General features: G+C 37.6%; 24 protein-coding genes, 1 other RNA gene and 1 pseudogene. 15 read left to right on the top strand and 11 right to left on the bottom strand.

Features of this window, described 5'->3' with window-relative positions; translation table 11 throughout:
• Nucleotide 1: 1 nt before the first annotated feature.
• From iscU to IRT38_RS12740, 4 genes are all read right to left on the bottom strand, one after another.
• Complete coding sequence (gene iscU, locus IRT38_RS12755) at nt 2–388, bottom strand: Fe-S cluster assembly scaffold IscU (RefSeq protein WP_004639432.1); 387 nt, start codon at nt 386–388, stop codon at nt 2–4.
• A 78-nt stretch (nt 389–466) separates the two neighbouring features.
• Complete coding sequence (locus IRT38_RS12750) at nt 467–1684, bottom strand: IscS subfamily cysteine desulfurase (RefSeq protein WP_194597917.1); 1218 nt, start codon at nt 1682–1684, stop codon at nt 467–469.
• A 1-nt stretch (nt 1685) separates the two neighbouring features.
• Complete coding sequence (locus IRT38_RS12745) at nt 1686–2159, bottom strand: Rrf2 family transcriptional regulator (protein WP_004912027.1); 474 nt, start codon at nt 2157–2159, stop codon at nt 1686–1688.
• A 108-nt stretch (nt 2160–2267) separates the two neighbouring features.
• Nucleotides 2268–2915 (bottom strand): hypothetical protein, encoded by a 648-nt coding sequence (locus IRT38_RS12740; protein ID WP_004954957.1) that lies wholly within the window; start codon nt 2913–2915, stop codon nt 2268–2270.
• Nucleotides 2916–3124: 209 nt separating this feature from the next.
• Between IRT38_RS12740 and IRT38_RS12735 the strand changes: the two genes are divergently transcribed.
• The 3 genes from IRT38_RS12735 (at nt 3125) to IRT38_RS12725 (ending at nt 6032) form a co-directional block, all read left to right on the top strand.
• Nucleotides 3125–3580, top strand: coding sequence for a phasin family protein (locus IRT38_RS12735; RefSeq protein ID WP_004912022.1), 456 nt, complete (start codon nt 3125–3127; stop codon nt 3578–3580).
• Nucleotides 3581–3748: 168 nt separating this feature from the next.
• The gene (locus tag IRT38_RS12730) at nt 3749–4021 is read left to right on the top strand and encodes an HU family DNA-binding protein (protein ID WP_004878739.1); all 273 of its coding nucleotides are present in this window, start codon (nt 3749–3751) and stop codon (nt 4019–4021) included.
• A 139-nt stretch (nt 4022–4160) separates the two neighbouring features.
• On the top strand, nt 4161–6032 hold the full coding sequence (locus IRT38_RS12725; protein WP_194597916.1) for a SurA N-terminal domain-containing protein: 1872 nt from the start codon (nt 4161–4163) through the stop codon (nt 6030–6032).
• 61 nt (nt 6033–6093) lie between these two features.
• Here the strand turns inward: IRT38_RS12725 and IRT38_RS12720 are convergent, their stop codons facing one another.
• Nucleotides 6094–6957: a YbgF trimerization domain-containing protein gene (locus IRT38_RS12720; protein ID WP_194597915.1), complete on the bottom strand. Its 864-nt coding sequence runs from the start codon at nt 6955–6957 to the stop codon at nt 6094–6096.
• Nucleotides 6958–7282: 325 nt separating this feature from the next.
• Here IRT38_RS12720 and ffs point away from each other — a divergent pair.
• Nucleotides 7283–7379: signal recognition particle sRNA small type (ffs, locus tag IRT38_RS12715), an RNA gene on the top strand.
• Nucleotides 7380–7389: 10 nt separating this feature from the next.
• Here the strand turns inward: ffs and IRT38_RS12710 are convergent.
• From IRT38_RS12710 to IRT38_RS12695, 4 genes are all read right to left on the bottom strand, one after another.
• On the bottom strand, nt 7390–7872 hold the full coding sequence (locus IRT38_RS12710) for a regulatory protein RecX (protein ID WP_194597914.1): 483 nt from the start codon (nt 7870–7872) through the stop codon (nt 7390–7392).
• A 46-nt stretch (nt 7873–7918) separates the two neighbouring features.
• The gene (recA, locus tag IRT38_RS12705; protein ID WP_004912011.1) at nt 7919–8965 is read right to left on the bottom strand and encodes a recombinase RecA; all 1047 of its coding nucleotides are present in this window, start codon (nt 8963–8965) and stop codon (nt 7919–7921) included.
• Nucleotides 8966–9125: 160 nt separating this feature from the next.
• Nucleotides 9126–9554, bottom strand: coding sequence for an RNA-binding S4 domain-containing protein (locus tag IRT38_RS12700; protein ID WP_004912009.1), 429 nt, complete (start codon nt 9552–9554; stop codon nt 9126–9128).
• Entirely contained in the window at nt 9538–10242 is a 705-nt protein-coding gene (locus IRT38_RS12695) for an HAD-IA family hydrolase (protein ID WP_194597913.1), read from the bottom strand. Before IRT38_RS12695 ends, IRT38_RS12700 begins: the two co-directional genes overlap by 17 nt.
• Before the next feature lie 11 nt (nt 10243–10253).
• On the opposite strand from IRT38_RS12695, the gene IRT38_RS12690 reads away from it, so the two are divergent.
• The 3 genes from IRT38_RS12690 to IRT38_RS12680 all read left to right on the top strand — a co-directional run bounded on the left by IRT38_RS12690 (nt 10254) and on the right by IRT38_RS12680 (nt 14784).
• Nucleotides 10254–11111: a 3'(2'),5'-bisphosphate nucleotidase CysQ gene (locus IRT38_RS12690; protein WP_194597912.1), complete on the top strand. Its 858-nt coding sequence runs from the start codon at nt 10254–10256 to the stop codon at nt 11109–11111.
• Nucleotides 11112–11164: 53 nt separating this feature from the next.
• Nucleotides 11165–11896 (top strand): histidine phosphatase family protein, encoded by a 732-nt coding sequence (locus IRT38_RS12685; protein WP_004912000.1) that lies wholly within the window; start codon nt 11165–11167, stop codon nt 11894–11896.
• A 188-nt stretch (nt 11897–12084) separates the two neighbouring features.
• Complete coding sequence (locus IRT38_RS12680; RefSeq protein ID WP_194597911.1) at nt 12085–14784, top strand: M66 family metalloprotease; 2700 nt, start codon at nt 12085–12087, stop codon at nt 14782–14784.
• 111 nt (nt 14785–14895) lie between these two features.
• Here IRT38_RS12680 and rpsT read toward each other — a convergent pair whose 3' ends face one another.
• Entirely contained in the window at nt 14896–15162 is a 267-nt protein-coding gene (rpsT, locus tag IRT38_RS12675; protein ID WP_004639414.1) for a 30S ribosomal protein S20, read from the bottom strand.
• A 213-nt stretch (nt 15163–15375) separates the two neighbouring features.
• Here rpsT and IRT38_RS12670 point away from each other — a divergent pair, with 213 nt between their 5' ends.
• From IRT38_RS12670 to IRT38_RS12655, 4 genes are all read left to right on the top strand, one after another.
• Nucleotides 15376–16041: an NAD(P)H-binding protein gene (locus IRT38_RS12670; protein ID WP_004911991.1), complete on the top strand. Its 666-nt coding sequence runs from the start codon at nt 15376–15378 to the stop codon at nt 16039–16041.
• A 12-nt stretch (nt 16042–16053) separates the two neighbouring features.
• Nucleotides 16054–16566: a ribonuclease E activity regulator RraA gene (rraA, locus tag IRT38_RS12665; protein ID WP_004911989.1), complete on the top strand. Its 513-nt coding sequence runs from the start codon at nt 16054–16056 to the stop codon at nt 16564–16566.
• Between the two features lie 12 nt (nt 16567–16578).
• Nucleotides 16579–17367, top strand: coding sequence for a glutathione S-transferase N-terminal domain-containing protein (locus IRT38_RS12660; RefSeq protein ID WP_004911986.1), 789 nt, complete (start codon nt 16579–16581; stop codon nt 17365–17367).
• Between the two features lie 109 nt (nt 17368–17476).
• Entirely contained in the window at nt 17477–17830 is a 354-nt protein-coding gene (locus IRT38_RS12655) for a hypothetical protein (protein ID WP_194597910.1), read from the top strand.
• A gap of 276 nt (nt 17831–18106) precedes the next feature.
• Here the strand turns inward: IRT38_RS12655 and IRT38_RS12650 are convergent, their stop codons facing one another.
• A complete protein-coding gene (locus IRT38_RS12650) occupies nt 18107–19633 on the bottom strand; it encodes an acetyl-CoA C-acetyltransferase (RefSeq protein WP_004954925.1) in 1527 nt (508 codons plus the stop codon).
• 224 nt (nt 19634–19857) lie between these two features.
• Here IRT38_RS12650 and IRT38_RS12645 point away from each other — a divergent pair, with 224 nt between their 5' ends.
• From IRT38_RS12645 to IRT38_RS12630, 4 genes and pseudogenes are all read left to right on the top strand, one after another.
• On the top strand, nt 19858–21249 hold the full coding sequence (locus tag IRT38_RS12645; RefSeq protein ID WP_194597909.1) for a 3-oxoacyl-ACP reductase: 1392 nt from the start codon (nt 19858–19860) through the stop codon (nt 21247–21249).
• A gap of 67 nt (nt 21250–21316) precedes the next feature.
• Nucleotides 21317–22171: a MaoC family dehydratase gene (locus IRT38_RS12640; RefSeq protein ID WP_194597908.1), complete on the top strand. Its 855-nt coding sequence runs from the start codon at nt 21317–21319 to the stop codon at nt 22169–22171.
• A 79-nt stretch (nt 22172–22250) separates the two neighbouring features.
• On the top strand, nt 22251–23504 hold the full coding sequence (locus IRT38_RS12635; RefSeq protein WP_194597907.1) for a serine hydrolase domain-containing protein: 1254 nt from the start codon (nt 22251–22253) through the stop codon (nt 23502–23504).
• Nucleotides 23505–23871: 367 nt separating this feature from the next.
• A pseudogene (locus tag IRT38_RS12630) lies at nt 23872–24861 on the top strand (metallopeptidase); the annotation flags it as partial.
• Between the last annotated feature and the right edge of the window lie 39 nt (nt 24862–24900).

The raw sequence follows: 24900 nt of genomic DNA, 5'->3' as shown, positions 1-24900 counted from the left end.
ATTAAGCTTTCGCTTTTTTGCCACGATAATCTTCAATCGCAGCTTTAATCGCATCTTCAGCCAATACAGAGCAGTGTACTTTTACTGGTGGAAGAGCAAGCTCTGTTGCAATATCAATGTTTTTGATTGCTTGAGCTTCATCAAGAGTTTTACCTTTTAACCATTCAGTTACAAGGGAACTTGATGCGATTGCAGAACCGCAACCATAAGTTTTGAAGCGAGCTTCTTCAATTACGCCATTATCATCGACTTGGATTTGTAAGCGCATTACATCACCACAAGCTGGTGCACCGACCATACCTGTGCCAACGTTTTCAGCATTTTTATCCAAAACACCCACATTACGAGGATTTTCGTAATGATCAATTACCTTTTCACTATAAGCCATTTCGCTTCTCCAAACCTCGGGGTCAGCCTAATATTAATATGAGGGTTAAAACACGTTTTTCAATTCAAGTTCAATGAATTAGTGTTCAGCCCATTCAACTGTTGAAAGGTCGATACCTTCTTTGTACATATCCCAAAGCGGAGAAAGTTCACGAAGTTTCTCAACAGCAGCTTTGGTAATTGTCAATACGTGATCGATATCAGCTTCAGTGGTGTACTTACCAAAGCTAAAGCGAATTGAACTATGTGCCAATTCATCAGATAAACCTAGAGCACGTAATACATATGATGGTTCAAGTGTTGCAGAAGTACATGCAGAACCACTTGAAACGGCTGCATCTTTCAATGCCATCATTAAAGATTCACCTTCAACAAAGTTGAAGCTGACATTTAAATAATTTGCAACGTTTTGAGTAGGGTGGCCATTTAAGAAAACTTGTTCTAAGTCTTGTAAGCCATTCCAAAGTTTGTCGCGTAATTGGCGTAGACGTTCTTGTTCAGCATGCATGGTTTTACCAGCAATTTCGAACGCTTCACCTAAACCAACGATTTGATGTGTTGGTAAAGTACCAGAGCGCATACCACGTTCATGACCACCACCATGCATTTGCGCTTTTAAGCGAACGCGTGGATTACGACGAACATATAATGCACCGATACCTTTAGGACCATAAATTTTATGACCAGAGAAACTCATTAAATCGATTTTCATAGTTGAAAGATCGATATCTACTTTTCCAGCAGCTTGAGCGGCATCTACGTGGAAGAATGTTTTATTCGCACGTGTTAATTCACCGATTGCAGCAACGTCAGTAATTGTACCAATCTCATTATTCACCATCATAAGTGAAACAAGGATCGTATCTGGACGTAAAGCAGCTTTTACCATTTCAGGTGTAATTAGACCTGAACGTGGTTCTGGCTCGAGATAGGTGATTTCAAAGCCTTCTTCTTCAAGCTCACGACATGGGTCTAAAACAGCTTTATGTTCAATTTTACTTGTAATAATGTGCTTGCCTTTTGAACCATAAAACTGAGCGATACCTTTGAGTGCTAAGTTATCAGATTCAGTCGCACCAGAAGTCCACACAATTTCACGTGGATCAGCTTTGATAAGATTAGCGACTTGTTCACGCGCGTATTCAACTTTTTCTTCGGCTTGCCAACCATAAGCATGCGAGCGGGATGCAGGATTACCAAAAGTCCCTTCGAAGGTTAAGCATTCCATCATACGTTCTGCAACTTCAGGAAGGACAGGAGTGGTTGCTGCGTAATCAAGATAAATTGGACGTTTCATGTCAAATACCTGTAACCGATAAAAGAGCTGAGTCAAAGCTTGTAGAGTTTTGGCGCAGAGCGACAGTTTGTACATTGTCGCGTGCAATTAAATCTGCAAGTGTGATTTTGGCGAGATAATCGGCAATATGGTGGGAGAGTTCTTGCCATAAGTCATGCGTTAAACACATTGCACCATTTTGGCAGTTTCCTTTATGGTCGCAACGAGTCGCATCAACAGTTTCATTTACAGCTTCGATGATTTCTAGCACTGTGATCTCACTTGCAATACGCGCAAGATGATATCCGCCATTTGCACCACGAACGCTTGAAACTAACCCATGGCGCTTAAGCTTTGCGAATAATTGTTCGAGATAAGCGACAGAGATGGATTGGCGTGCTGCTATTTCCGCAAGCGTGATCGTTTGTTCAGTTGGCTGCAAAGCTAAATCAAGTAGAGCAGTCACTGCGTAACGACCGCGAGTTGTAAGACGCATGATTCGGTACACATGGTTAGACTAGATGTCTAAATTTTATGAATTCCGACTAAAATAGTCAAGTTTTTTAATTGCCAATATGTGTGTGAAAAGTGAAATATAAAGTTTTTATTGTATCCACATATTATATACAAAAAAACCAATCAAAATAAAGCTAAATACAGCAAAGCTGATATTGATCAAGCGTTGGCGCTTTTGGAGTCTATGGATTCGATTTTGATATTGTTTAACTTCCACGAGTAATGAGTTTATTTCAGAGCGTTGTTGATCAATTTTATCTAGCAAGGGTGCAATTCTTTGCTGAGAAGCTAAGGTTTCAGCATCATCATCGAATGCACTAAACCACTGTTTCCAGTTAGCAAATATGCTTGGGAGTGTCAAATGCGGTGCTAAATCTAAAAACTCTTCGGCAAGTGAGGTTTCACCTAAAAGTCGCATGTTGTGAATGCTGCGCTGATTATTAAACACAAATATTTTAGTAAGATCGATCAGCGTACTATTGATTTCAAGGTCAATTTTTCGATCTAAAGACTGCATATCAAATAGCAATCCTTTGTCTGTGAACTGAATATAAAAATCAAAGAAAGGGATATAGCTATTGATGCGTAAAGTTACACGCTGGTCAATAAATCGTTTCGCCTGTAGACGAAGTGCTGAATCATGAGTCAGGATAAATGAGAAAAAAGTTTCTAAAACAATGATAACAAAGTTTAGCAACAAATGAGGATGTCTATGTCTTTGTTGCGTTTCACTCATGAGTCTCTTTTTCCTTACCAGTCAATAGATACAACCATAAAGCATATAAACTTGAGCATCCTTGCTCAATGATTAATATTAATTTACATGACTTTGTAGCTTTGTAGAACAGTTTTTTAAAACGATCAAGTCTTAACTTTGATATTATAAAAACATTTTTATGGTTAAATACGACATACTGTTTGTAAAGTGCTTAGGAGCATTGGTCTATGGATAACACTAACCTTGAAAATTCAGGTGAAGAAGCCGAGGTGAAAACCAAATTAAAATCAAAGAGTTCTAAAAAATCTGCTTTGGATTTCAAAAAATATACACAACAAATTTGGCTGGCAGGTTTAGGTGCATTTTCACGAGCTGAAGAAGAAGGAAATAAATTATTTGACTCGCTTGTAAAAGTTGGTGAAGAGCTTGAGTCAAAAACTGTTGATTTTGCAGATAACACCGTTGGGAAAGTCACTGAGAAGGCAAAAGAGTCTGTGACTGACACTAAAGACAAAGTAGAAAAAATTTTAGACACAGGTGTAAATCACTCTTTAAATCGAATCGGTTTGGTTACTCCTAAAGATCTACAGCATATTGAACAGCTTTTGGTGCAGCTTCATATCAAAGTTGATGCTTTAATTGAAGAAAATAACCAATTAAAGGCCAAATTGAATAAAAAGTAAAAAAAACTCCTGACGCTCGTCCGTTTATGTCGTATTTCAGTATTTATTTTGGTTAAAACGCCTTTCTAGTATTGCGTTCTCCCCTAAAGCATTGCTATAAAGGCGGCATGGCCTTTTAAACTATAGCCTTGGATCTTAACAAACGATATTAAGAGGATATTTTTTATCATGAATAAATCAGAATTAATTGATGCGATTGCTGAAAAAGGGGGAGTATCTAAGTCGGATGCTGGTAAGGCACTTGACGCAACAATTGCATCGATCACTGAAGCACTAAAAAAGGGTGATACGGTTACTTTAGTCGGTTTTGGTACTTTTAGTGTTAAAGAGCGTGCTGCTCGTACTGGTCGTAATCCTAAAACTGGTGAAGAGCTACAAATTAAAGCTAGCAAAGTACCAAGTTTTAAACCAGGTAAAGGTTTGAAAGATTCAGTTGCGTAATCTTTTTAAATCAATAAACGCACCATCTCGGGTGCGTTTTTTATTTATCGAATGAAAAAGTTGATTTGAGCTTTATTCTGCATTCATTCGCTTTTATTTTTCAGTTAAAATTGCCCCGAAATAAAATATTGGAATTCTCATGGAATCTTTTCGTACACTCATTAAGGGTTGGCTTGGCAAAGTCCTTCTAGTTTTGTTTTTGACCCCTTTAGCGCTTGTAGGTATTGAAGGATATTTTAGTGGAGGCAATAAAGCAGATGTTGCAAAATCTGTAAATGGCCAAGATATTTCTAATAAAGAATTAGAAACAGCAACTAAAAATTACAAAGATCAATATTTATCCTTAGTAAAGGGTGATGAGTCTCTTTTGAACCTCTCTCTTATTCAAGAAAAAGCATTAGATGCACTGATTGCTCGTAGCTTGTTACAACAACAAGCAGAAAAACTAGGGATTTCCCTAAGTGATACGCAACTTGAGCAAATGTTGGCTCAACAACCTAGCTTTCAAGAAAACGGACAATTTTCACAAAAGCTCTATGAAAATTATCTACGCTCTGTTGGTATGACCAATCAAGGCTTGATTGCTAGTCTGCGTCAAGACCATGCTTTAAAAATGATTTCATCGACATTGATGGATTATGCTTTGGTAAGCAAATCTGATTTACAGCAACTTGCTAATTTACAAACAGAACAGCGTACTTTGCATTTAGCTAGCATTAAGTTAGATGATTACAAAAAGGGTATTACTGTTTCTAATCAAGAAATTGCAGATTATTACAACAAACATAAAAACCAATTTAAACAGGTTGCTAATGTTGATGTGGATTATGTGGTTTTAACACCAGCATTATTGCCACAAGCAAATGTAGCTCCTTCTGAAGCTGAGTTACAGCAGGCATATAAAGCATTCGTTGATAAACAACAGAAAGATGTGAAGCGAGAAGTTAAACATATTCTGATTACAACGGATTCAAGAGATGCAGCGACAGCTCAGAAATTGGCAAATGATGTATACGCTAAAATTCAGTCAGGCATGTCATTTGCTGATGCTGCAGCGCAATTTTCAGAAGACCCTTCTTCTAAAACACAAGGTGGTTTAGTTGAAGCTTATGCTCCTGGTGTGTTTTCAGCAGACTTTGATAACGCTGTTAATTCTTTGAAGAATGGTCAGATTTCTAAACCAGTTAAGACACAGTACGGTTATCATATTATCGCTGCAAACGCTCCTGCAATTGATATCCCATCGTATGAAGCTGAAAAACCGCGCTTAATTGCTGAAGTGCAGAAAACAAAACAAGCCAATTTATTTAGCGATACAGTGAATAGTCTAAATGAAATGGTTGTGGGGAATGATTCATTAGATGCCGTGGCTCAAGAAGTTAAAGGCGTTCGTGTTGAATCTGCTAAAGGTGTTACTTTAACAACTCAAAATCCTTATTTAAGCGATTTAAATGTAAAAGCAAAATTGTTTAATGATGATGTAAAAAATGGTGATCGCAATGCATCATCAAGTATTCAATTAGCAAATGGTGATACGATCTGGATCAAGGTGCGTGATTATCGTGCTGCTGGAGTCAAGACACTTGCTCAAGCAACTGCTGAAGTCAAAGCTAAGGTGATTGAGGAAAAAGCATATAAGGCTGCCCAAGCGAAAATCGCATCAACTTTAGCTGAATTTAAGACTCAACCTGCTGCACAAGTTGTTGCAAAGTCAAAAATTATTTTTGAGGATGCAGGTACTTTTGCTCGTTCACAAGGTTTAAAGCGTGCTATCGAACGTGCAGCGTTTAGTATCCCTGCGCCAACTAAAGAAGGTATGTGGTCAGTTACAACGACTCAACTACCTAATGAGTTGGTAATTGTGGCGGTCTCTACGGTGAATACAAATGCCGCAAGTGCTTTACAACCAGAACAGTTGAATGAGTTAACCAAGTTATATCAGCAGTTCCGTGGTCAGCAGATTTTAGAGGACTATACTGAGTATCTAAAATCACAAGCAAAGATTAAGTAAGACTTAAGCAAAAAAAACCAGTTCAAATGAACTGGTTTTTTTTATAGGTAAAAGTTTTGAATTACTTTTTCTGAATAAATTTTGCTTCTTCTGTTTGAGGGTATTGGCTTATCAGCTTGTTTTTATACTGATTTGCTAGAGCTGTGTTTTTGTCCACTTCTTTAGCAATGCTATACAGTTGGTAAATCGCTCTTGGTGCCTTAGCCGAGTTTGGGTAACGTGTCGCCACGATATTGTAATTCTGTTTTGCAGCTTTATAGTCAACAGGCTCTACAGCTAGATAAAATTCAGCTAACCAAAAATATGCATTTCCAACATAAATACCATTCGGATGATTTTTAATAAAGTTTTGCATCGGTTGGATCGCTTTTTTTGCTCCACCTTGTTTGTAAGCATCTAAAGCAACGGTATATGCGGCTTTTTCTAATTCGATTTGAGCGTTTGTCGTATTCGTGGTTGCAGTATTTTGTGTTGCTTGTACCACAGGTGTAGATGTTGAATTAGAGGTATTTTTAGGGGATTCTGGTTGTATTGTATTGGCTGGAGAAGGAGGTTCTGATTTTGGTGCTGCTGCAGCTTCTGCTGTTGACTCTGTTGTAGCTTCCGTTGTTTCTTCAGGTGGATCAATTTTTTGTGATAAAAGTTCTAAGCGTTGATCTAAGTCTGTATATCGATTAGCTAATTCTTTCTTTAATAGTTCAATAGAGTTTTCATGCTCTTCCAATTGACCACGTAATCTACGAACTTCTTCTTCGAGCTTCTGATTTTTCTGAATCAAATCCCAGTTTAGATTTGTACTTACGGGTGTTGAAGTTGTGTTGTCATTAAATTGTTGGCTTAATGCACGAGATTCAATAGGAATATTTGCATACAAATGTGTAATGCTAAGTAGTGCAATAAAAATTGCAGAATGCTTTTTTAGCATGAAAATTCATCCATAAAGTTGAAAATAAAGCTGTGGGGTGAATAAGCTTTGTTTTTTACTTGAGACACACCAAACAAACATTTTTAGATTTAGCCATTAAAACAGCAACACATTTAAATGCAATACGTGTTTACAATCTTCAAGCACTTTTGGAGAAAATACGTTTTGTTTTGTATAAACATTAAACAAATTATAATGTTCTCAACGAGCCAAAAAACATAGTTGGTGTTGATTTAAGCAGTTGAATCAAAAACTGAATTAAAAATTGAGACAAGCCTTGCAACTCCAATAAAAATCTCTATACTTTGTCAGGCAATGGTAGCCCTGCTGGTAGCTTCGCAATTGTACTCTATGAACTCCGCCAGGACCGGAAGGTAGCAACGGTAGTAGATCTATGATGTGCCGGAGTCTTGCTGGTAGGGTTGCCACCAATTATTCTTCATCGCTCGTTCGAGCAATCGCTTTCATAATTACACTCATATCAAATCCTCTATACTGCAAAAATCGAATTTGTTTTGCCTTGATCTTCTGATCTTTTGAAACCTCAGTACCAAATTTTTTGACTTTTAGTTGATATGCTTGTTCTAACCAATCAACATCTTTTAACTCTTCTGTAATAAGCTCTTCATCTAATTGTTTTGCTTTCAAAGCTTGTTTTATGCGTTGTAGACCTTTTCCTTTGCGTATTTGACTTGCTAAGGTTTGCTCAGCAACACGTTGATCGCTTTGATAGTTATTTGCTGCTAGCTCTTCGACGAGTTTTGCAACTTCATTAGGATTAATCGCATATTGATTTAGTTTTGCTATAAGTTCAGCTTGCGAATAATCGCGACGAGTCAGTAAGGCAAATGCATAAGAGCGAAGTCTTTGACCTGTGAGTGTTTTAGGTTTTTCTGTTTTCTCAGAATTAAACAAGTTTTATATCCTCATGAAAGAAAAACGCCCCGAAGGGCGTTTCAGTTTAACTTTCTAAAAAATCTGGTTCTTCTACATCTTCTGTAGGGGCTGCTTCAGGATTGTTTTTAGTGAGTAATTGCTCGCGAACAACCTTCTCAATTTCAGCAGCGATTTTCGAATTCTCTTCAAAATAACGAATTACGTTGTTTTTACCTTGTCCGATTTTGTTGCCTTGGTATGAGTACCATGCACCCGCTTTTTGAACAATATCTTGTTGTACGGCGAGGTCAACTAATTCACCTAGTTGATTAGTTCCTTTACCGTACATGATTTGGAATACTGCTTCGCGGAAAGGAGGTGCCATTTTGTTTTTTACAACTTTGACTTTAGTTTCAGAACCAACGATTTCATCGCCTTCTTTAACTTGTCCAATACGACGGATATCTAAGCGCACTGACGCATAGAATTTAAGTGCATTACCACCTGTGGTTGTTTCTGGACTACCAAACATCACACCAATTTTCATACGAATTTGGTTGATGAAGATCACCATACAGTTAGAGCGTTTTGCGTTACCAGTGATTTTACGCAATGCTTGGCTCATCAAACGAGCTTGTAAGCCCATATGAGAGTCACCCATTTCGCCTTCAATTTCAGCTTTTGGTGTTAATGCTGCAACTGAGTCGACAACGATTAAATCAATTGCACCTGAACGAACGAGCATATCTGCGATTTCAAGCGCTTGTTCACCATTGTCAGGTTGAGAGACTAGCAGGTTGTCAATATCAACGCCTAATTTGCGTGCATATTGTGGGTCAAGCGCATGTTCAGCATCGATGAATGCACAAGTACCACCATTTTTTTGACATTGAGCAATTGCTTGCAATGTCATTGTTGTTTTACCAGATGATTCAGGACCATAAATCTCAATAATACGACCTTTCGGTAATCCACCAATACCTAAAGCGATATCTAGTGTTAATGACCCTGTAGATACAGCTTCAACTGCTTGTACAGTATTGTCACCTAAGCGCATCACAGTGTTTTTGCCAAATTGTTTTTCAATCTGGCTTAACGCAGCTTGTAACGCTTTACTTTTATTATCATCCATCTCAAAACCTCAAAACTTTATATTCTTAACGACTAACCCAAGTGGATGTATTGAATCTCAACTTGTTGGGACTTGAGTATAGTGGCAGATTCTAGTTGTTTATTCTACATCTGACCTGCGTCAATACGACACAAGATGACGCACCTTAAATTAGAAAAAATTACTCATCATGATAAGACCATGATTGAACATTTTCTTGTTTAAAACGATTGATATCACGACGATCTTTTTTGCTTGGTCGATGATCAGGTCGGGCTAGATTATGCAATTTTCGTTGCGATGCATGCAACTCTCTACGCTCAATACTTTCAGTTGTTTCTTCATAGAGTAACTGAGCCATAGGAGCACCGCCACGTATAGACGATAGGGCTTTGACGATGACAGTTTTCTTGTCAAATCCTTGTTGAATGGTCAGTTCCATTCCAACCCGAACATCTTTGGATACTTTGACGCGTTCATTATTGTGATGAACTTTACCACCTTCAATGGCTGCTTTTGCGATGGAGCGTGTTTTGAAGAAACGAGCAGCCCAAAGCCATTTATCAATTCGCATGGCTTCCATGCTTTCTGGTTCATGCTGTTTTGGCATCTGTTACCTGTAAATGGGTTTCTAGACAATCAAATAAATCAGTGAGTTCATCAAGTGCGGGGTAAGGAAGTTCATTGGAATTCCTTGCAGCTTTGCTACTTGATGGTTGTACTATGCTAAATAGTTTTGAAATTCCAAAACTTTCTGCTCCTTTCAATACGGCAACTGTATCATCAATAAAAATTGCTTTCGTTGGATCAAATGGATGCAGTTGCTGAAGTTCACGCCAAAAAGAAACATCTTCTTTTGCGTATCCTAATTCTTCACTACTAATCATAAGTTCAAAGTAAGGGCTCAGTGCAACATTTTCAAGTTTTAGCTGTAATCCTGCTTTATCCGCGTTAGTCAGTAACCAACAACGATAGCCTTTTTGTTTGAGTTGTTCTAATAATTCAAAGCAACCGGCACGCGCTTTGATTTTTTCTCCATACTCGTATTGGAGTTGCAAAACATCGACTCCAACTTTTGTAGTCCAGTACGCAGAAGAATACCAAGATAGTGTATGCTTATGTTGTTGGTAAAATTGAAATAGTGTCTGTTTACTCTGTTCTAGAGTGCATTGATGTACTTGAGCATGGCGTTCAGGTAGACACTCATTCCAAATAAAATCATCAAAGGCTAAATCGAGTAATGTGCCATCCATGTCAAACATGGCAATAGGCTTTTGCTGTAAATCTGAATATGACATAAGGTTGGTCTATGTTTATAAAAACGCTCGCTCCACAAGATGACTTGATTATGCAACTTGTTCCAATTATGGCGCAGGCTAGTCAAATATTGTTGGAAGAATACCAAAGTTATTGTGCTGGTTGCGAGTTTAATATTCAGGAAAAAAGTGATGATTCTCCTGTGACTCAAGCTGATCTAAAGGTAAATCATTTTCTACTCAAGCATTTGGCAACGATAACACCGCAATTACCTGTCTTATCTGAAGAGAGTGATTATTCTGAGCGTAAGTCATGGAAAAAATGTTGGATGCTTGATCCACTAGATGGAACGAAAGAGTTTATACATGAGCGTGATGAATTTACGACTAATTTAAGTTTGATCGAAGACCATCAGACAACTTTTGCGATTATTGCAGTGCCTTGTGAACAGGTCATGTATATCGGTTATCGCAATCAACTTCCTTATAAATACAGTTTTAGCCGTAATGAATGGTTTCAATACAAAATAGAAGAACATGACTTAAGTACGCCTCTCCAAATTGGATTAAGTCACAACAGTAAAAATCCTAAATATCAAAATTTTATTCAACCATTACTTAAACATCGTGCTGTTGAGCGACGTGAAGCTGGTAGTGCCTATAAGTTTTGTATGATGCTTGAAGGTGATATTGATATTTATCCACGGTTTCATCCAACATCGGAATGGGATACGAGTTCAGGTCAATCGTTATTAGAAAGCATTGGTGGTGGTCTACTGACTCTAGAAGCTAAGCCATTTTTGTATAATCAGCGAGATACTATTCTTAATGGTGGCTTTATCGCATTTAAAGATCAGTACTGCAAAAAAATTGCATATGAAGCATTACAGCATTCTGGGATTTTAGATTGAGAGTTATATTACCCATGTTATAGTGGGTTAAATTTTTATATTACATAAATATTATGGCGCTACATTTATTGCCTAAAAGTATGTTTGAAGCTGTGGATTTATTGCCAGACACTTCAACGCCAGTCACCTTATTTACACGTCATTCATTACGAGAACTTGTCAATGGACAGGGATTTGCTGGTTATGATTTGCAGTTGACTGAGCAAGGGCGAGAGCTTGCATATGCTTGGGGGCAATATCTCATACAAAATACAGATCGAGCTATACATCACTGTATTTCTAGTCCTATCCAACGATGTGTTGATACGGCAGCCTTAATGATTGAAGGTGCTGATCAGTTACGTAAGGGTGAAAACACTCATACGATAGAGATTGTTGAACAGCGATTATTGGTTGAGCCAGGTAGTTTTGTATTAGACATTCAACAAGCTGCACCATATTTTCGTAAACAGGGTGCATTGGGGTTTATCAACAGTTTTGTGAATAATGCTTTGCCTGGCATGAAGCACCCTATTACAGGTGTATTTGATGTACTTGAGTTGCTTTATCATACACATCCAACACATCAAAATGGTTTAAGTATTGCTGTTAGTCATGACACTATTTTGGCTGCAATTGTAGCTGTCATTTCAGGTCAAACAGAAATTCAACAATCAGACTGGCCAGATATGATGGAGGGATTATTTGTTTGGTTTGAGGGTGAGGATTTTGCAAATAGCAAGTTAAAGTGGATTTGGCGTGGTCAAAAACAAGAATTATTAATTAAAGATTTTAAAGAAAAATAACTAACCCTTAGAGCTGACTAGATCACGATAACTAAATCTTTTAGATATTTTACGATATTCTAAATTCATATTTTTTATCTTTTAGTAAAGATGATATTATTTTTAAATGCATGATTTTATTAATATTAACTAATAATTATAAACTTATCTTTATTGATAATTTATTACGGTTTATTGGGGGAAATGTGATGTATTTAAAACTTAAATATTTGTCATTATCTGTTCTTGCAGCAATGTTAAGTGCTTGTGGCGGCGGAGGTGGTGGTACTTCATCAACAGAAAGTAATATGGGGTCAGGAAGTTCGGGTAATTCTCATCCATCTTTTTCTGAAAAATACCCTGAGCCAACAAAAGATGTTATCGATGATACGGTTCTTGGTTTTTATGATTATGATAAATTAGGGTTAGCTCGTACTTTGAGGAATGATTTGAATGAAAGCTTTTCAGCTATGATTCAATTTGCTCAAAGTCATGTGGTTAATCCAAAAAATAATGAAAAAGATTACATGCCTCGTTTAACCTCTGAGAAAGAGGCTCTTTTATTGGTGACACCATTAATCGAGATGGGGAATATTCAATCTTTAAAAGCCGAAATTTATCAGGGCAATCAATTGCTGAGAACGGTAGATTTAGATGATCCATCTCGTTTGGCTGCATCTGATCAATCAAATAATGATGGACGACCACAGGTGAACTATTCAAAACGTGCTTGGAGCACTGCTTTGAATTGGAATGAAGTTAAAGCTGGTTTGCATATTCGAATTATTGATCCCTTAACTAATCGTAGTGGTGACTTAGCAGAGATAGATATTGATTTTGCCGCTCCAGGTGAGTTAGTTGTGCAAAATATTCGTTTGGGATTACTTACCGATCCACCTCAGTCTAACGGTCACTATATGCTGTTAGAACCAGCAAAAGCAGGAACAGATTATTTTCAGACTATTCCAGCTGCTCGAATGATTGTCACCAAATATGACGATTTAAAACTCGATAAAGTCATGGTTGCTAGTGGGGTAATTTATGATGCTGCCAGTGTAACGACTGGTGATGTCTATAGTGGTGATATGCGAGAAAACACGGCAAAGTCAACTTTTGGGGTAGGTATTAATCTAGCAAATTGGGGAATTACCAGTGCCTCTATGGCGAGTCAAGAACAGCCTCAACTGACACAAAGTGTAGTTACACATCATGCTCGCGGTAAATACAGTAATGGTGACGTCACGCATGGTTTGAGTGGTGGTAATGGAATGCTAACACTGATTGACTCTGTAGGTAATGAGTTTAGTCATGAGATTGGACATCACTATGGTTTGGGGCATTATCCCGGTTCCGTGAATAATAATATGTTTTGGGCTGCACATCATGCAGATAGTGGCTGGGGATATATCTCCTTTAGAAATAAAATGCGTGGTAATCTCAATTGGACATCGACAAATCTTGGAGATGGTAGTAATGGCGTTCTAAACTTTTTAAATAAGTATGCTTATGGTTGGGATGCGATGTCTGGCGGTTCGACTGCGAGTTCGATTTCGAAATATACACATTACACAGGCTATAGTACGTATCTCAAGATTCAACCTGCCTTTGATCGTTATGTGTGGGATAAAAACTCACCAACTGGTTATAAAAAGTGGAATGCTACAACGCGAGCTATGGAAGTTGCACAGCCCAAAGTGCCGAACTCAGGAAATGTTTGGTACAACACAGCTGATGGGAATTACTTAAAGCCAAGATTATTCGGTGTTCCTGTTTATACGATTTTGGGTGGATATGATCCTGTGAATCAAGTGGGTTTAATTTATCCAGCAGCAAGAGGGAATTGGGGTAATGTGTTTAACTTGCCTCAAATCAATCCAAATGATTCTACGGCAAGTTGTTGGTTAAATATTCGATTTGCTTCAAATGAGCAAAATATTGCTCTAGCACCTCAACGTATGAATACGAATAGTAATGCCAATAAGTTCCATATCAATGTGGCTCAAAGTGAATCACCACAGCAAGTAAATTTGTATTGTAGAAAAGCCAATCAAAAAGCAGTTTTACTTTCAACAATAATGATTCCAGCAAACAATGTACAAATTTCACCTTATGCAGAAATTGGTAAAAATGTTGGGTATTCAGCATTAAAACAAATTGAACTTCCAGTACTTGAGCAAGCTCTTTTGGAAAATGCTACAAGACCCGTGGTGAATTTGTCAGCTGATAATAAATTGTTGTTCGATTCATATCAAAAATTCAAAGATCAGCTTTCGATTGCAGCGCAGAACGAAATGAATCGTTATACCCAACAGCAAAACACGCTGTATCGTTTGAATCGTTGGATGAATGTATATCGCTCTGATTTAGTGAATCTAAATTCTGATGTAGTTAACGCTTTTCATGCTTTCTTAGATAAGCTCGAACTGAAAAGTGATTTTAATTTAGGCTCTGCGATGAGTTTAATGAATCGAACAAATTGTTTAAAAGCTGAAAAACTTGAAAATGGTCAATTCAATACATTTATTAGTGGTGCTTCGGGTTGTGTAGGCGATGACTCAGAAAAATGGGTTTACGATGCATTAGGAAAAATTCACAGCAAAAAATATATAGATCAATGCTTAGCAACTACTTCGGGCAATGTAATTAATTTACAGCCTTGCAGTAACAACCAAGCTAATCAAGTTTGGACTACTGATATGAGTGCTCAAGCGATTAAGCAGGCTAATCAATGCTTCGATTTGGAAGGTGGCTATCTGACGAATAATCGCGCACGTTTAATTCGCTATCGTTGCACAGGAGGAGCTAACCAGAAATGGACGATTCCAACTGCTAATAATAGTTTGATTCTTTCAGGTCTAACGGCTAAGAATTTAGCATTAACGACTAAGGTATTTGGATTAAACGAATAGCTTATACAAAAGAAAGGGGTGGGTAGATCTGCCTCTTTCTGTTTTGATAAAATTTGAAAATCAAGAGACAATAAAAAAGCCCGAAAATCGGGCTTTTTTATGTGCAACAAATTAGTTAGCTAATGCTTTAATTTGAGCGTTTAAGCGGCTCTTGTGACGAGCAGCTTTATTTTTGTGGATGATGCCTTTGTCAGCCATACGGTCGATTACAGGTACAGCTGTTTTGTAAGCTTCAGAAGCTACAGCATAATCACCAGCAGCGATCGCATTTACAGTACGCTTGATGTAAGTACGAACCATAGAACGCAAGCTTGCGTTGTGTTTACGTGCTTTAACGTTTTGACGAGCACGTTTTTTAGCTTGAGCAGAGTTTGCCACTCGTGCACTCCTTGAAAATAAGTTGGTCTGGGCGGGCTGAAGTTAAAACCAATAAAATATTAGCAACATTCACCAGCCCGTAAACAAGTGCCATATTTTGAGGAAACTAAGCCCCGAAGTCAAGCCTTGTGATACTTTTAAGTACATTTAACAGGTGATTATCTTGCAAGAAAACGTTACATTAGTCCAAGTGATAACTTGAGCGAAATAAAAATGAAAATAGGTGCGAAGAAGGCAATTATTATTGGTGCGACAGGTTTAGTCGGTTTGGCTTTGATTGAACAATTACAATCGTCTGATGACTTTGAATCAATCACGGTGGTTGTTCGTAAAAAAACTGATAAATTAGATGCTTATACTAAAGTGACGCAGTTCGTTCTTGAAGATTTTTTATTACTTAATGACGAAGATGTAAATGGTTTTACCCATGCTTTTAGCTGTTTGGGAAGTACGATCAAACAGGCTGGTTCTAAAGATAAATTTTATGCAATTGATTATGAAATTAATGCGCATTTTGCAGATTTAATTCAAGATAAAAACATTCATCTGTTAATTGTTAGTGCGCTTGGAGCGAATGCTAATTCGCCGATTTTTTACAATAAGGTAAAAGGTCAGTTAGAAGATTATTTGAAAAAATTGTCAATTTATAAGTTATCGATCTTTCAGCCTTCTTTGTTGATTGGAAAACGCAGCGAAGTTCGTTTATTGGAAGATACAGCGCAAACACTGTTTAAGCTTGTAGAAAAAACGTGGACTAAGCCGTTTAAATATAAGCCTATCAGTGCAGAACAATTGGCGCATACTATGGTGATTGCGGCTCAAACACAAACAGCAGCATTTAAACTATATGATAATTTAGCGATTCAGCAGACCCAATAAAGGAGAACTTTTGTGACAACAGTACCTTTCGTTACCTGTGACCTATTAGATGATAATCCAGATAAAGAGTTGCAAGTTGTAACACCTTGCATGGATGGAAAATTTTTTAAGAGCTATGGTGCACGTAAGACGTTTGGTGGTCAGATCGTTACCGTTAAATGTTATGAAGATAACTCTCGTGTTAAAGAGCTTTTAGCGACTGATGGCACAGGTAAAGTATTAGTAGTTGATGGTGGTGCATCAATGCGTTGTGCTTTGATGGGGGACTTAATTGCTGATTCGGCTGTAAAAAACCATTGGAATGGGGTGGTAATTTACGGTTGTGTACGTGATGTCGATGCAATTGCGGAATTAGACTTGGGTGTGCATGCATTGGCTGCAATACCGCAAAAAAGTAATCGTAAGGGCATAGGTGAAGTAGACATCACATTGTATTTTGGTGGTGTGACCATTAATTCTGGCGATTATATCTATGCAGATAATAACGGAATTGTGATTGCCAAAGAAAAACTAGTCGACTGCTAAAAGGATAACAGTATGCTTAAAATGGTAAGCCATCAGTTTAAAGTTTTACAATCAGTAGCTGCAACACTTATCGAAGGTGGACGTGGTGTGTCAGGAACACCATTTCCGAATCAGCCTGAAAAACCAATCAAGCTATATGAATTTGAAGGTTCACCATTTTGCCGACGTGTTCGTGAAGTTATTACGCTTCTGAATTTGGATGTTGAAATCTATCCATGTCCGAAAGGTGGTGAAAAATACCGTCAAATCGTAAAGCAAAAAGGTGGGAAAAAGCAGTTTCCATTTTTAATTGATGAAAATACAGGTGATCAGTTATACGAATCACAAGACATTATTCATCATTTATTTAAGCATTATGGAAAAACGGGACAAACTCCAAAAAAATATAGTCATTATCCTAAATTGCCGTATGTATCCACTTTGGCTACTGTTGCAAATGCAGCTCGTGGTGTTTGGATTAATAAGAAAATTATTAATCGCCCAGCGCCAACGGAGCTTTTAGAGCTATGGAGTTTTGAGGCTAGTCCGTATACGCGTTTAGTCCGTGAAGTATTATGTGAGTTAGAATTACCTTATGTGTTGCACAATGTGCCGAAAGAGCGTTGGCAAGATATGGGTCCTGCGATTTTACGTTTAAAACCAGGAAAATATATTCCACTACCAAATGGTAAGCGTGAAAAGACTGTTGAAATCATGGGGCGTGATATTCAGGTTCCATATTTGGTTGATCCGAACACGGGTGTGAAAATGTTTGAATCAGCTAAAATTGTTGAGTATCTAAAGAAACAGTACGGACAATAAATATTGAAAAAGCACCTTCAAGAAGGTGCTTTTTTTATCATTTGGTTGTTGCACTCATGATTGTTTTGCAGGTTAAATACTTTAGTTAATATTGTGATGTGATCAACTAATGTTCAGTCAGTTATCTAGTTTATTCAAAAGCTTAAAAGAGACACCAGAACAATTGTTTTTGAAAGAGCATGCTTTAGCCTTTGATAAGGAGCATGGTGCTATATTGAAGGGTATAAAACTGAATGAATTGGGTTTTCGTCTGGAGTATTTTTCAAATCGAAAATTAGATCACTTTGATGATTTGGCAAAGTTGTTTGAAATCAGTCCACAGATAAATGAAAAAATTGATTTAGAAATTTATTCGCAACGTTTTGTAGAACGCTTGGGGAATACAGAAGAAAATCTCAAAGAGTTCAAAGAAATGATCAAAATTTTGAATGATTATTATGTGAAGTTTAAAAGAGCAAAATAGCTTGGTTTTAAGCCTGAATTAATCAATATATTTTCATATTTACGATAACTAGATAGGCTGTCTTTACCTTTACTTTTCAGAGATGAAAAGTAACAAAAATCTTTTGTTGGACTGACGGTACATCCTTGTTACCGCAGTCCAACGAGGCGGCATCCATGCCGCCAACCACGATAGTAAATGAAAGTTTAAATTTAGATGGGTGAATTTTTTGTAGCTCAGAATATAAAAAAGGGATTAAATCCAAAGATTTAATCCCTTTTTGTGTCAGGCTAGCAATTATTTTTCAATAATAGCAGTTACACCTTGACCACCAGCAGCACAGATCGAAACTAAGATACGACCTGAACCTTTTTGGTTTAAGATTTTCGCAGCAGTCGCGATGATACGACCACCAGTAGCAGCGAATGGGTGACCAGCAGCTAAAGAAGAACCTTTAACGTTTAACTTGCTACGATCAATTGAACCTAAAGGTGCATCTAAACCTAAACGCTCTTTACAGAATTTCTCATCTTCCCAAGCTTTCAAAGTAGAAAGAACTTGTGATGCAAATGCTTCGTGAATTTCATAGTAATCGAAATCTTGAAGTTTAAGACCAGCACGCTCAAGCATACGTGGAACTGCATAAGCAGGCGCCATCAATAAGCCTTCTTTCTTACCAACGAAATCAACTGCAGCTGTTTCAGAGAAAGTTAAGTAAGCTAGAACTTCGTGACCATTTGCTTTAGCCCATTCTTCAGAAGCTAAAAGTACACATGAAGCACCATCAGTAAGTGGGGTAGAGTTACCCGCTGTCATCGTTGCAGCTTCGCCTTTACCAAATACTGGTTTTAATTTTGCTAATTTCTCAGCAGTAGAGTCAGCACGTAAGTTGTTGTCACGGCTTAAACCTAAGAATGGAGTAATTAAATCATCGAAGAAACCTTCTTCGTATGCTTTTGCCATTTTTTGGTGAGAAGCTGCAGCTAAAGCATCTTGATCTTCACGAGCAATACCCCACTCAAGAGCAGTAATTGCTTGGTGATCACCCATAGATAAACCAGTACGTGGTTCACCATTTTTAGGCGCATCCATAAGATCTTTAACGTTGATTTTAGATAAAGCTTTTAAACGATCTTTACCAGTTTTAGCAATGTTAAGTTCAAGCAATGCTTTACGTAAACCATCACCGAAAGCGATTGGAGCGTCAGATGTTGTATCAACACCACCAGCGATACCTACTTCGATTTGACCTAAAGCAATTTTGTTTGCTACTTGGAATGCTGCTTGCAAACCAGTACCACAAGCTTGTTGAAGATCACAAGCTGGAGTTTCAGGAGCAAGTTGAGTATTTAACACACACTCACGTGTCATGTTGAAGTCACGGCTGTGCTTTAATACTGCACCTGCAACAACTTCACCTAAGCGTTGGCCTTGTAGGTTGAAACGCTCAACCAAACCGTTTAACGCAGCTGTAAACATATCGATGTTTGAAGCTGTGAAATATGCGCCGTTAGAGCGAGCGAAAGGAATACGGTTACCGCCGATAATGGCTACACGACGAACGGTGTTTTGGCTCATGGTTTTATCCTGTTGAACAGAAGGTTTGGTTGTTTTAGCTGAAGCTGCTTTAGTAGATGTAGAAGAAGCAGTGCTTTTAGAACTACGACTGGTAGAACGAGTACGAGTCGTTTTAGTTGTCGTATTAGCTGCTTTAGGAGTTGTGTTAGCAGCTTTACGTGTAGTAGAAGTTGCTTTTGATGTATTTGACACATTCTCTTGAGCAGAATTTTCGACTGCTGGATTTTCTTGAGTTGTTTTGCTCATAAGGCTTTTCCAAGCATAATTGCGATATTCTCACTATAACATTAGCATATTTCAAATACTGCTGTATTGACTAGAATGACGCTTTAGACCACATTCAGGTCAAGACATCATGACATGAACTCAAGTATGATTTGCTACGAGTCAATCAGACATTGATTTTGTGTTCTAAGGTCAACACGTCATAAATGTTTGAAAAAAATTCATTTGTATGAGAGATAATAATCATGACTGATCAATACCAAGCATTTACACAATCTCCTTTGGGTAAATTTGTTGTAAAAAATTTAGGTTTGCCATCGCCAGCTGCTCTAGATCGTTTTGAAAGTGCGCAACCAGTTGTAAATGGTGCAGTATTGCTTGGCGCAGCACCTTCAAGCACGATTTCTGCTTCTATTGCTCAAATTCTTAGCAATATCCATGCAGACAGCTATGTAGGTAATAATGTTGAATTACAACAAACTGCTGCAAAAGTTGGTTTAAATCTTCGCCCTTTAAATGTAGATGATAAAGAGTCTAAATTCAAAGCAGTTGTATTCGACGCTTCTGGTATCCAAAATTCAGAACAATTAAAAGAGTTGTACAACTTCTTTAATCCAATCGCTCGTCAAATCTCAAATTCTGGCCGTGTGATTGTAATTGGTACAACGCCTGAAACAGCTAAGACTGTAAAACAAGCAATTGCGCAACGTGCACTTGAAGGTTTTATCAAGTCTGTAGGTAAAGAATTCAAAAAAGGTATCACTGCTCAAGTGGTTTATGTTGATCAAGGCGCTGAAGCAAATCTTGAGTCAACTTTGCGTTTCTTAATTTCACCTCGTTCTGCATACGTTTCTGGTCAAGTGATTCGTGTATCTAAAGCAGATAATGTTGACCTAGATTGGGCTAAACCTTTAGCGGGTAAAACTGCTTTAGTTACTGGTGCAAGCCGTGGTATCGGTGAAGCGATTGCAAATGTATTGGCACGTGACGGCGCGCATGTAATTTGTTTAGATGTTCCACAACAACAAGCTGACTTAGAGCGTGTTGCTGGTTCTATTGGTGGTTCAGTATTAGCAATCGATATTACTGCTGCTGATGCAGGTGAAAAAATCAAAACTGCTGCTGCGAAGCAGGGCGGTTTGGACGTGATTGTTCACAATGCTGGTATTACACGTGACAAAACTTTGGCGAATATGAAGCCTGAGCTTTGGGATTTAGTGATTAACATTAACTTATCTGCTATCGAGCGTGTTAATGATTACTTACTATCTAATGATGGTTTAAATGCTAATGGTCGTATCGTTTGTGTATCATCTATCAGTGGTATCGCTGGTAACCTAGGTCAAACGAACTATGCTGTTTCTAAAGCAGGTGTAATTGGCTTGGTTAAATTTACTGCACCAACTTTGAAGAACGGTATTACGATCAATGCTGTAGCACCAGGCTTCATTGAAACTCAAATGACAGCTGCGATTCCATTTGCGATTCGTGAAGCGGGTCGTCGTATGAACTCAATGAACCAAGGTGGTCAACCAGTCGATGTAGCTGAAGCGATTGCATGGTTTGCTTCAACGGGTTCAACAGGCGTAACGGGTAATGTTGTGCGTGTATGTGGTCAAAGCTTACTGGGTGCTTAAGCATTAGGGTTTTGAAGAGGGGTGCGATAGCATCCCTTTTTTATAGAAAAATATCAAAAGGTTAACTATGAATACTCGTCATTTTAGTGAATTACCAAAGCCTTACTTAGCTTATCCAAAAGTTATTCAAGGTCTTATCTTTAAAAAGCCAAAAGGCGAAAAAGTATTACCACAAGTTGAATACGTGGTTGATACTCTTAAAATTGATACGAAACATTTAGAAAGCTATAACGAAATTTGTGGTTTCAAAAATGATGGTTTCGTGCCAGCAATTTACTTAGCTGTTTTATCTCAAAGTTTACAAATGCATATGATGACCAGTGAAGCATTTCCATTTGCAATTTTGGGTTTAGTGCATATCCGTAACCAAATTAAACAAACTCGTAAAATCGGTGTGAATGAGCAAATTACGCTTTCTTGCAAATTTGGTGAGCTTAAACCACATGATAAAGGTTTGCAGTTTGATTTTATCACGACTGCAAAAGTAGGTGGCGAAGTGGTGATGGAAAGCTTAACGACTTATTTATCTCGTCAAAAGGTTGAGAAAAAAGCTGCTGAAAAATCTAAAGAAGCTCAAGAACCTTCATATCAACCTCAAGCTGAATGGAATATCTCTGAGAATACTGGTCGTCGTTATGCGATGATTTCTGGCGATTTTAACTTGATCCATATCCATGCTGTTACAGCAAAAGCATTTGGTTTTAAACAAGCGATTGCACACGGGATGTGGAGTAAAGCAAAAGCTTTGGCGAACGTTCAACTTCCAGATGCTTATGAAGCTGATGTATGGTTTAAATTGCCTATGTTCTTACCATCTACAGTTGAATTTTTAACTGCGACAGATGCTAAGCAAACTGATTTCTTGATCCGTAATGTGAAATCTAAAAAACCTCATGTCGCTGGGACTGTAAAAGCAATTTAAGATGTAATTTTCATTGAGATCTATCTCTTCTGTTCGCAGGAGAGATTTTCTTAAAAATAATATTATAAGGATGTGTGCTTTGATTAAAGAATTTCTTTTTGCCAATACTGAAAACTACCATGGCACTGTTGATGAACGATTCAAAGATTTAGTGACTCAATTTAGCCGATTCCAAGATGCTCGAAGCCATGAAGGTGGAGCTGCTTTGGTTGTGTATTTCCAAGGTCAAAAAGTTGTTGATATTTTTACTGGTAAGAAATCACAAAATGAAGCTTGGCAAGCTGATACTTTAGCAATGTGTTATTCAACGGGCAAAGGAATTCTAGCGACTCTTGCACATATTTTGGTCAGTGAAGGTCTATTAGACTATGATAAGCCAATTGCAAAATATTGGCCTGAGTTTGCTCAAAACAATAAAGAAAATATTACCTTACGTCATGTCCTTTCACATCAAACTGGTTTATTTGATATTCGTAATCTCATCGAGACCGCAACAGAAATGCTCGATTGGCAACATATGTTAGATGTTGTAGCTGCTGCGACACCGAGATTTGCAGCAGGACAAAGTTATGCTTATCAACCATTAACCTATGGATGGATTCTTGGTGGTGTAATAGAGAAAGCAGCCAAGCAACCTTTAAGTTGGTTGATGCAACGTTATCTAGTCCAACCTCTTGAATTAGATGGTGCTTATTTTGGAACTCCGACTAGTGAATTAAGTCGAGTGGCTCGCTTATTGGAAAGACCGAAACCTGCAACATCAGCTAAACCTCATTCCAAAAAAGACAAGCAACCACGTAAAGTCTCATTGTCTGAAAAATTATTAGAATTATCTGGTCAAAGCCCGCAAGATTTTCAGGATGCCATGATTCCAAAAGGTATGCGGAATTTTAGTTTTTATAGTGATGAAGGATTGCAAGCTGTTATTCCAGCAGCAAATGGCGTATTCACAGCGAATAGCCTTGCTAGAGTCTATGCAATGCTTGCAAATAAAGGACAATGGAAAAATCAGCAACTGATTCGCCCAGGTGTATTTGAGCAGTTAAGTTCAGTTCAAACCACTTCACGAGATCGTGTTATGCCAATTCCGATGCACTGGCGTTTAGGTTATCATCGTATTTTGACGATGGGTAAACGCGCACCACATGGCTTTGGACATGTCGGCTTTAATGGTTCTGGTGCTTGGTGTGATTCAGATCGAGAGCTTAGTTTTGCTTATACGCATAATTTTAATATTACCTCCGCAACTGGAGATTATCGTTTGTGGGGGCTAAGCCAAGAAGCTTTACGCTGTGCAGATGCAGTGATTAAAGGAAGAAAAGGGTGGTTTTAACTACCTTTTTTTATTATTAGAACATTAAGCTGCTTCTAGTTTCTCTTAGAAAACAACTCATTTTCAATCATAAAGTATGGCTGCTTATAATTAATAATTGTTAAATAAAACTTAATAAATAACTGCATCGTGTGCGCTATTAGACATTATTTTTATGATTTTAGATTTAGTCCTAATTAATCAAGTTAAGCTTGCATTAATTGTAGGTTTTTGAAGTAAATTTGAACGTATATGCAAAAAATATAAAAAAATATATTCAAAATAAGTTTATGATATATATATTTATATGGTGAAAAATAAACTTAATTGATGTGGTTGGTTTTTGATATTGTTAATCGTGCAGAAAAAACACAAAAAGGATTATTATATGAAATTTGGATTAAAAGCCATCTGTTTTGCTGGGATGATAGCTGCTTCTGCCGTGTATGCATCAACAATTTTATCTCCAAATCAGATTAACAATACAGGTAATATCCCAAGCGGATACAGTGACTTAACTTTTGTATTGTCGAATGGAAATTGGGTAAAAAATGTTTATTTGCCGACGACTGCTAACCATCTTGATAAAGTGACGATTCAATCAAGTGCAGCTTATAAAAGTTATTTAGATACATCGAATACCAATTTGCCGATTGAAGTATTAGAAATCCAAAGTGGTGATAGTTTTCAATTTGCATACGATGCAAACTTAAAGAAGTGGTTAGTCCAGCTCACCACAGTTAGCCCAGTGAGTGGTTCACGATATGAGCAAGTTGCACTCTCAACAGCAAAAATTCAGCATGTGCTTATTGCTGATGGTAAGTGGGCAGGCACAGTTGCATTACCTTCGAACGTAAATAATGGCACTTTGGTCCAAATTACTTTAACTGCAGGCTATCCATCACAGTTAGCAAAAGATAATTTACTTTTCCCGAGCAGTTTTAACTTAAATAAAGGCACTGAATATTGGTTTAAGTACAATTCAGCATTACAAAAGTGGGTGCCTGAATATATTAAATCATTGAAATTAAATGTGAAGAATATTGGTAGTTCGCTTAGTAGTGTAACCGCACCATTAACTGAAGTAAGTTTTGGTGATGCAAATAGGGTTCCAAACTTCACGCTACCATCAACTGCAAATGATCGAGATCGTGTAGTCATTAAGTCCTCAGCGACTTGGTCAGCAAAAATCGCAAATACTCATGTAAATACTGCAGCTACCTTAACTTTGAAAAAAGAGGATCAGTATGAATTTATGTACGTAAGTGATCGTGCGCACTGGGTATTAATGTCATCTCCGATCAAAACAATCGATGCAAATACAACTATTCCTTCAATTTTACCTAGTATGAGTGAGCCAACTTTAAAGGTAAAAATTGAATAGCCACTAATTTTGTAGACACCTTTTAGTTAAATA

Origin of the sequence: Acinetobacter sp. SK-43 (genome assembly GCF_015351505.1) — a bacterium.
GTDB classification, from domain to species: Bacteria; Pseudomonadota; Gammaproteobacteria; order Pseudomonadales; family Moraxellaceae; genus Acinetobacter; species Acinetobacter junii.
The sequence above is the reverse complement of the archived record's forward strand: the minus strand, read 5'-3'. Positions and strand labels throughout refer to the sequence as shown.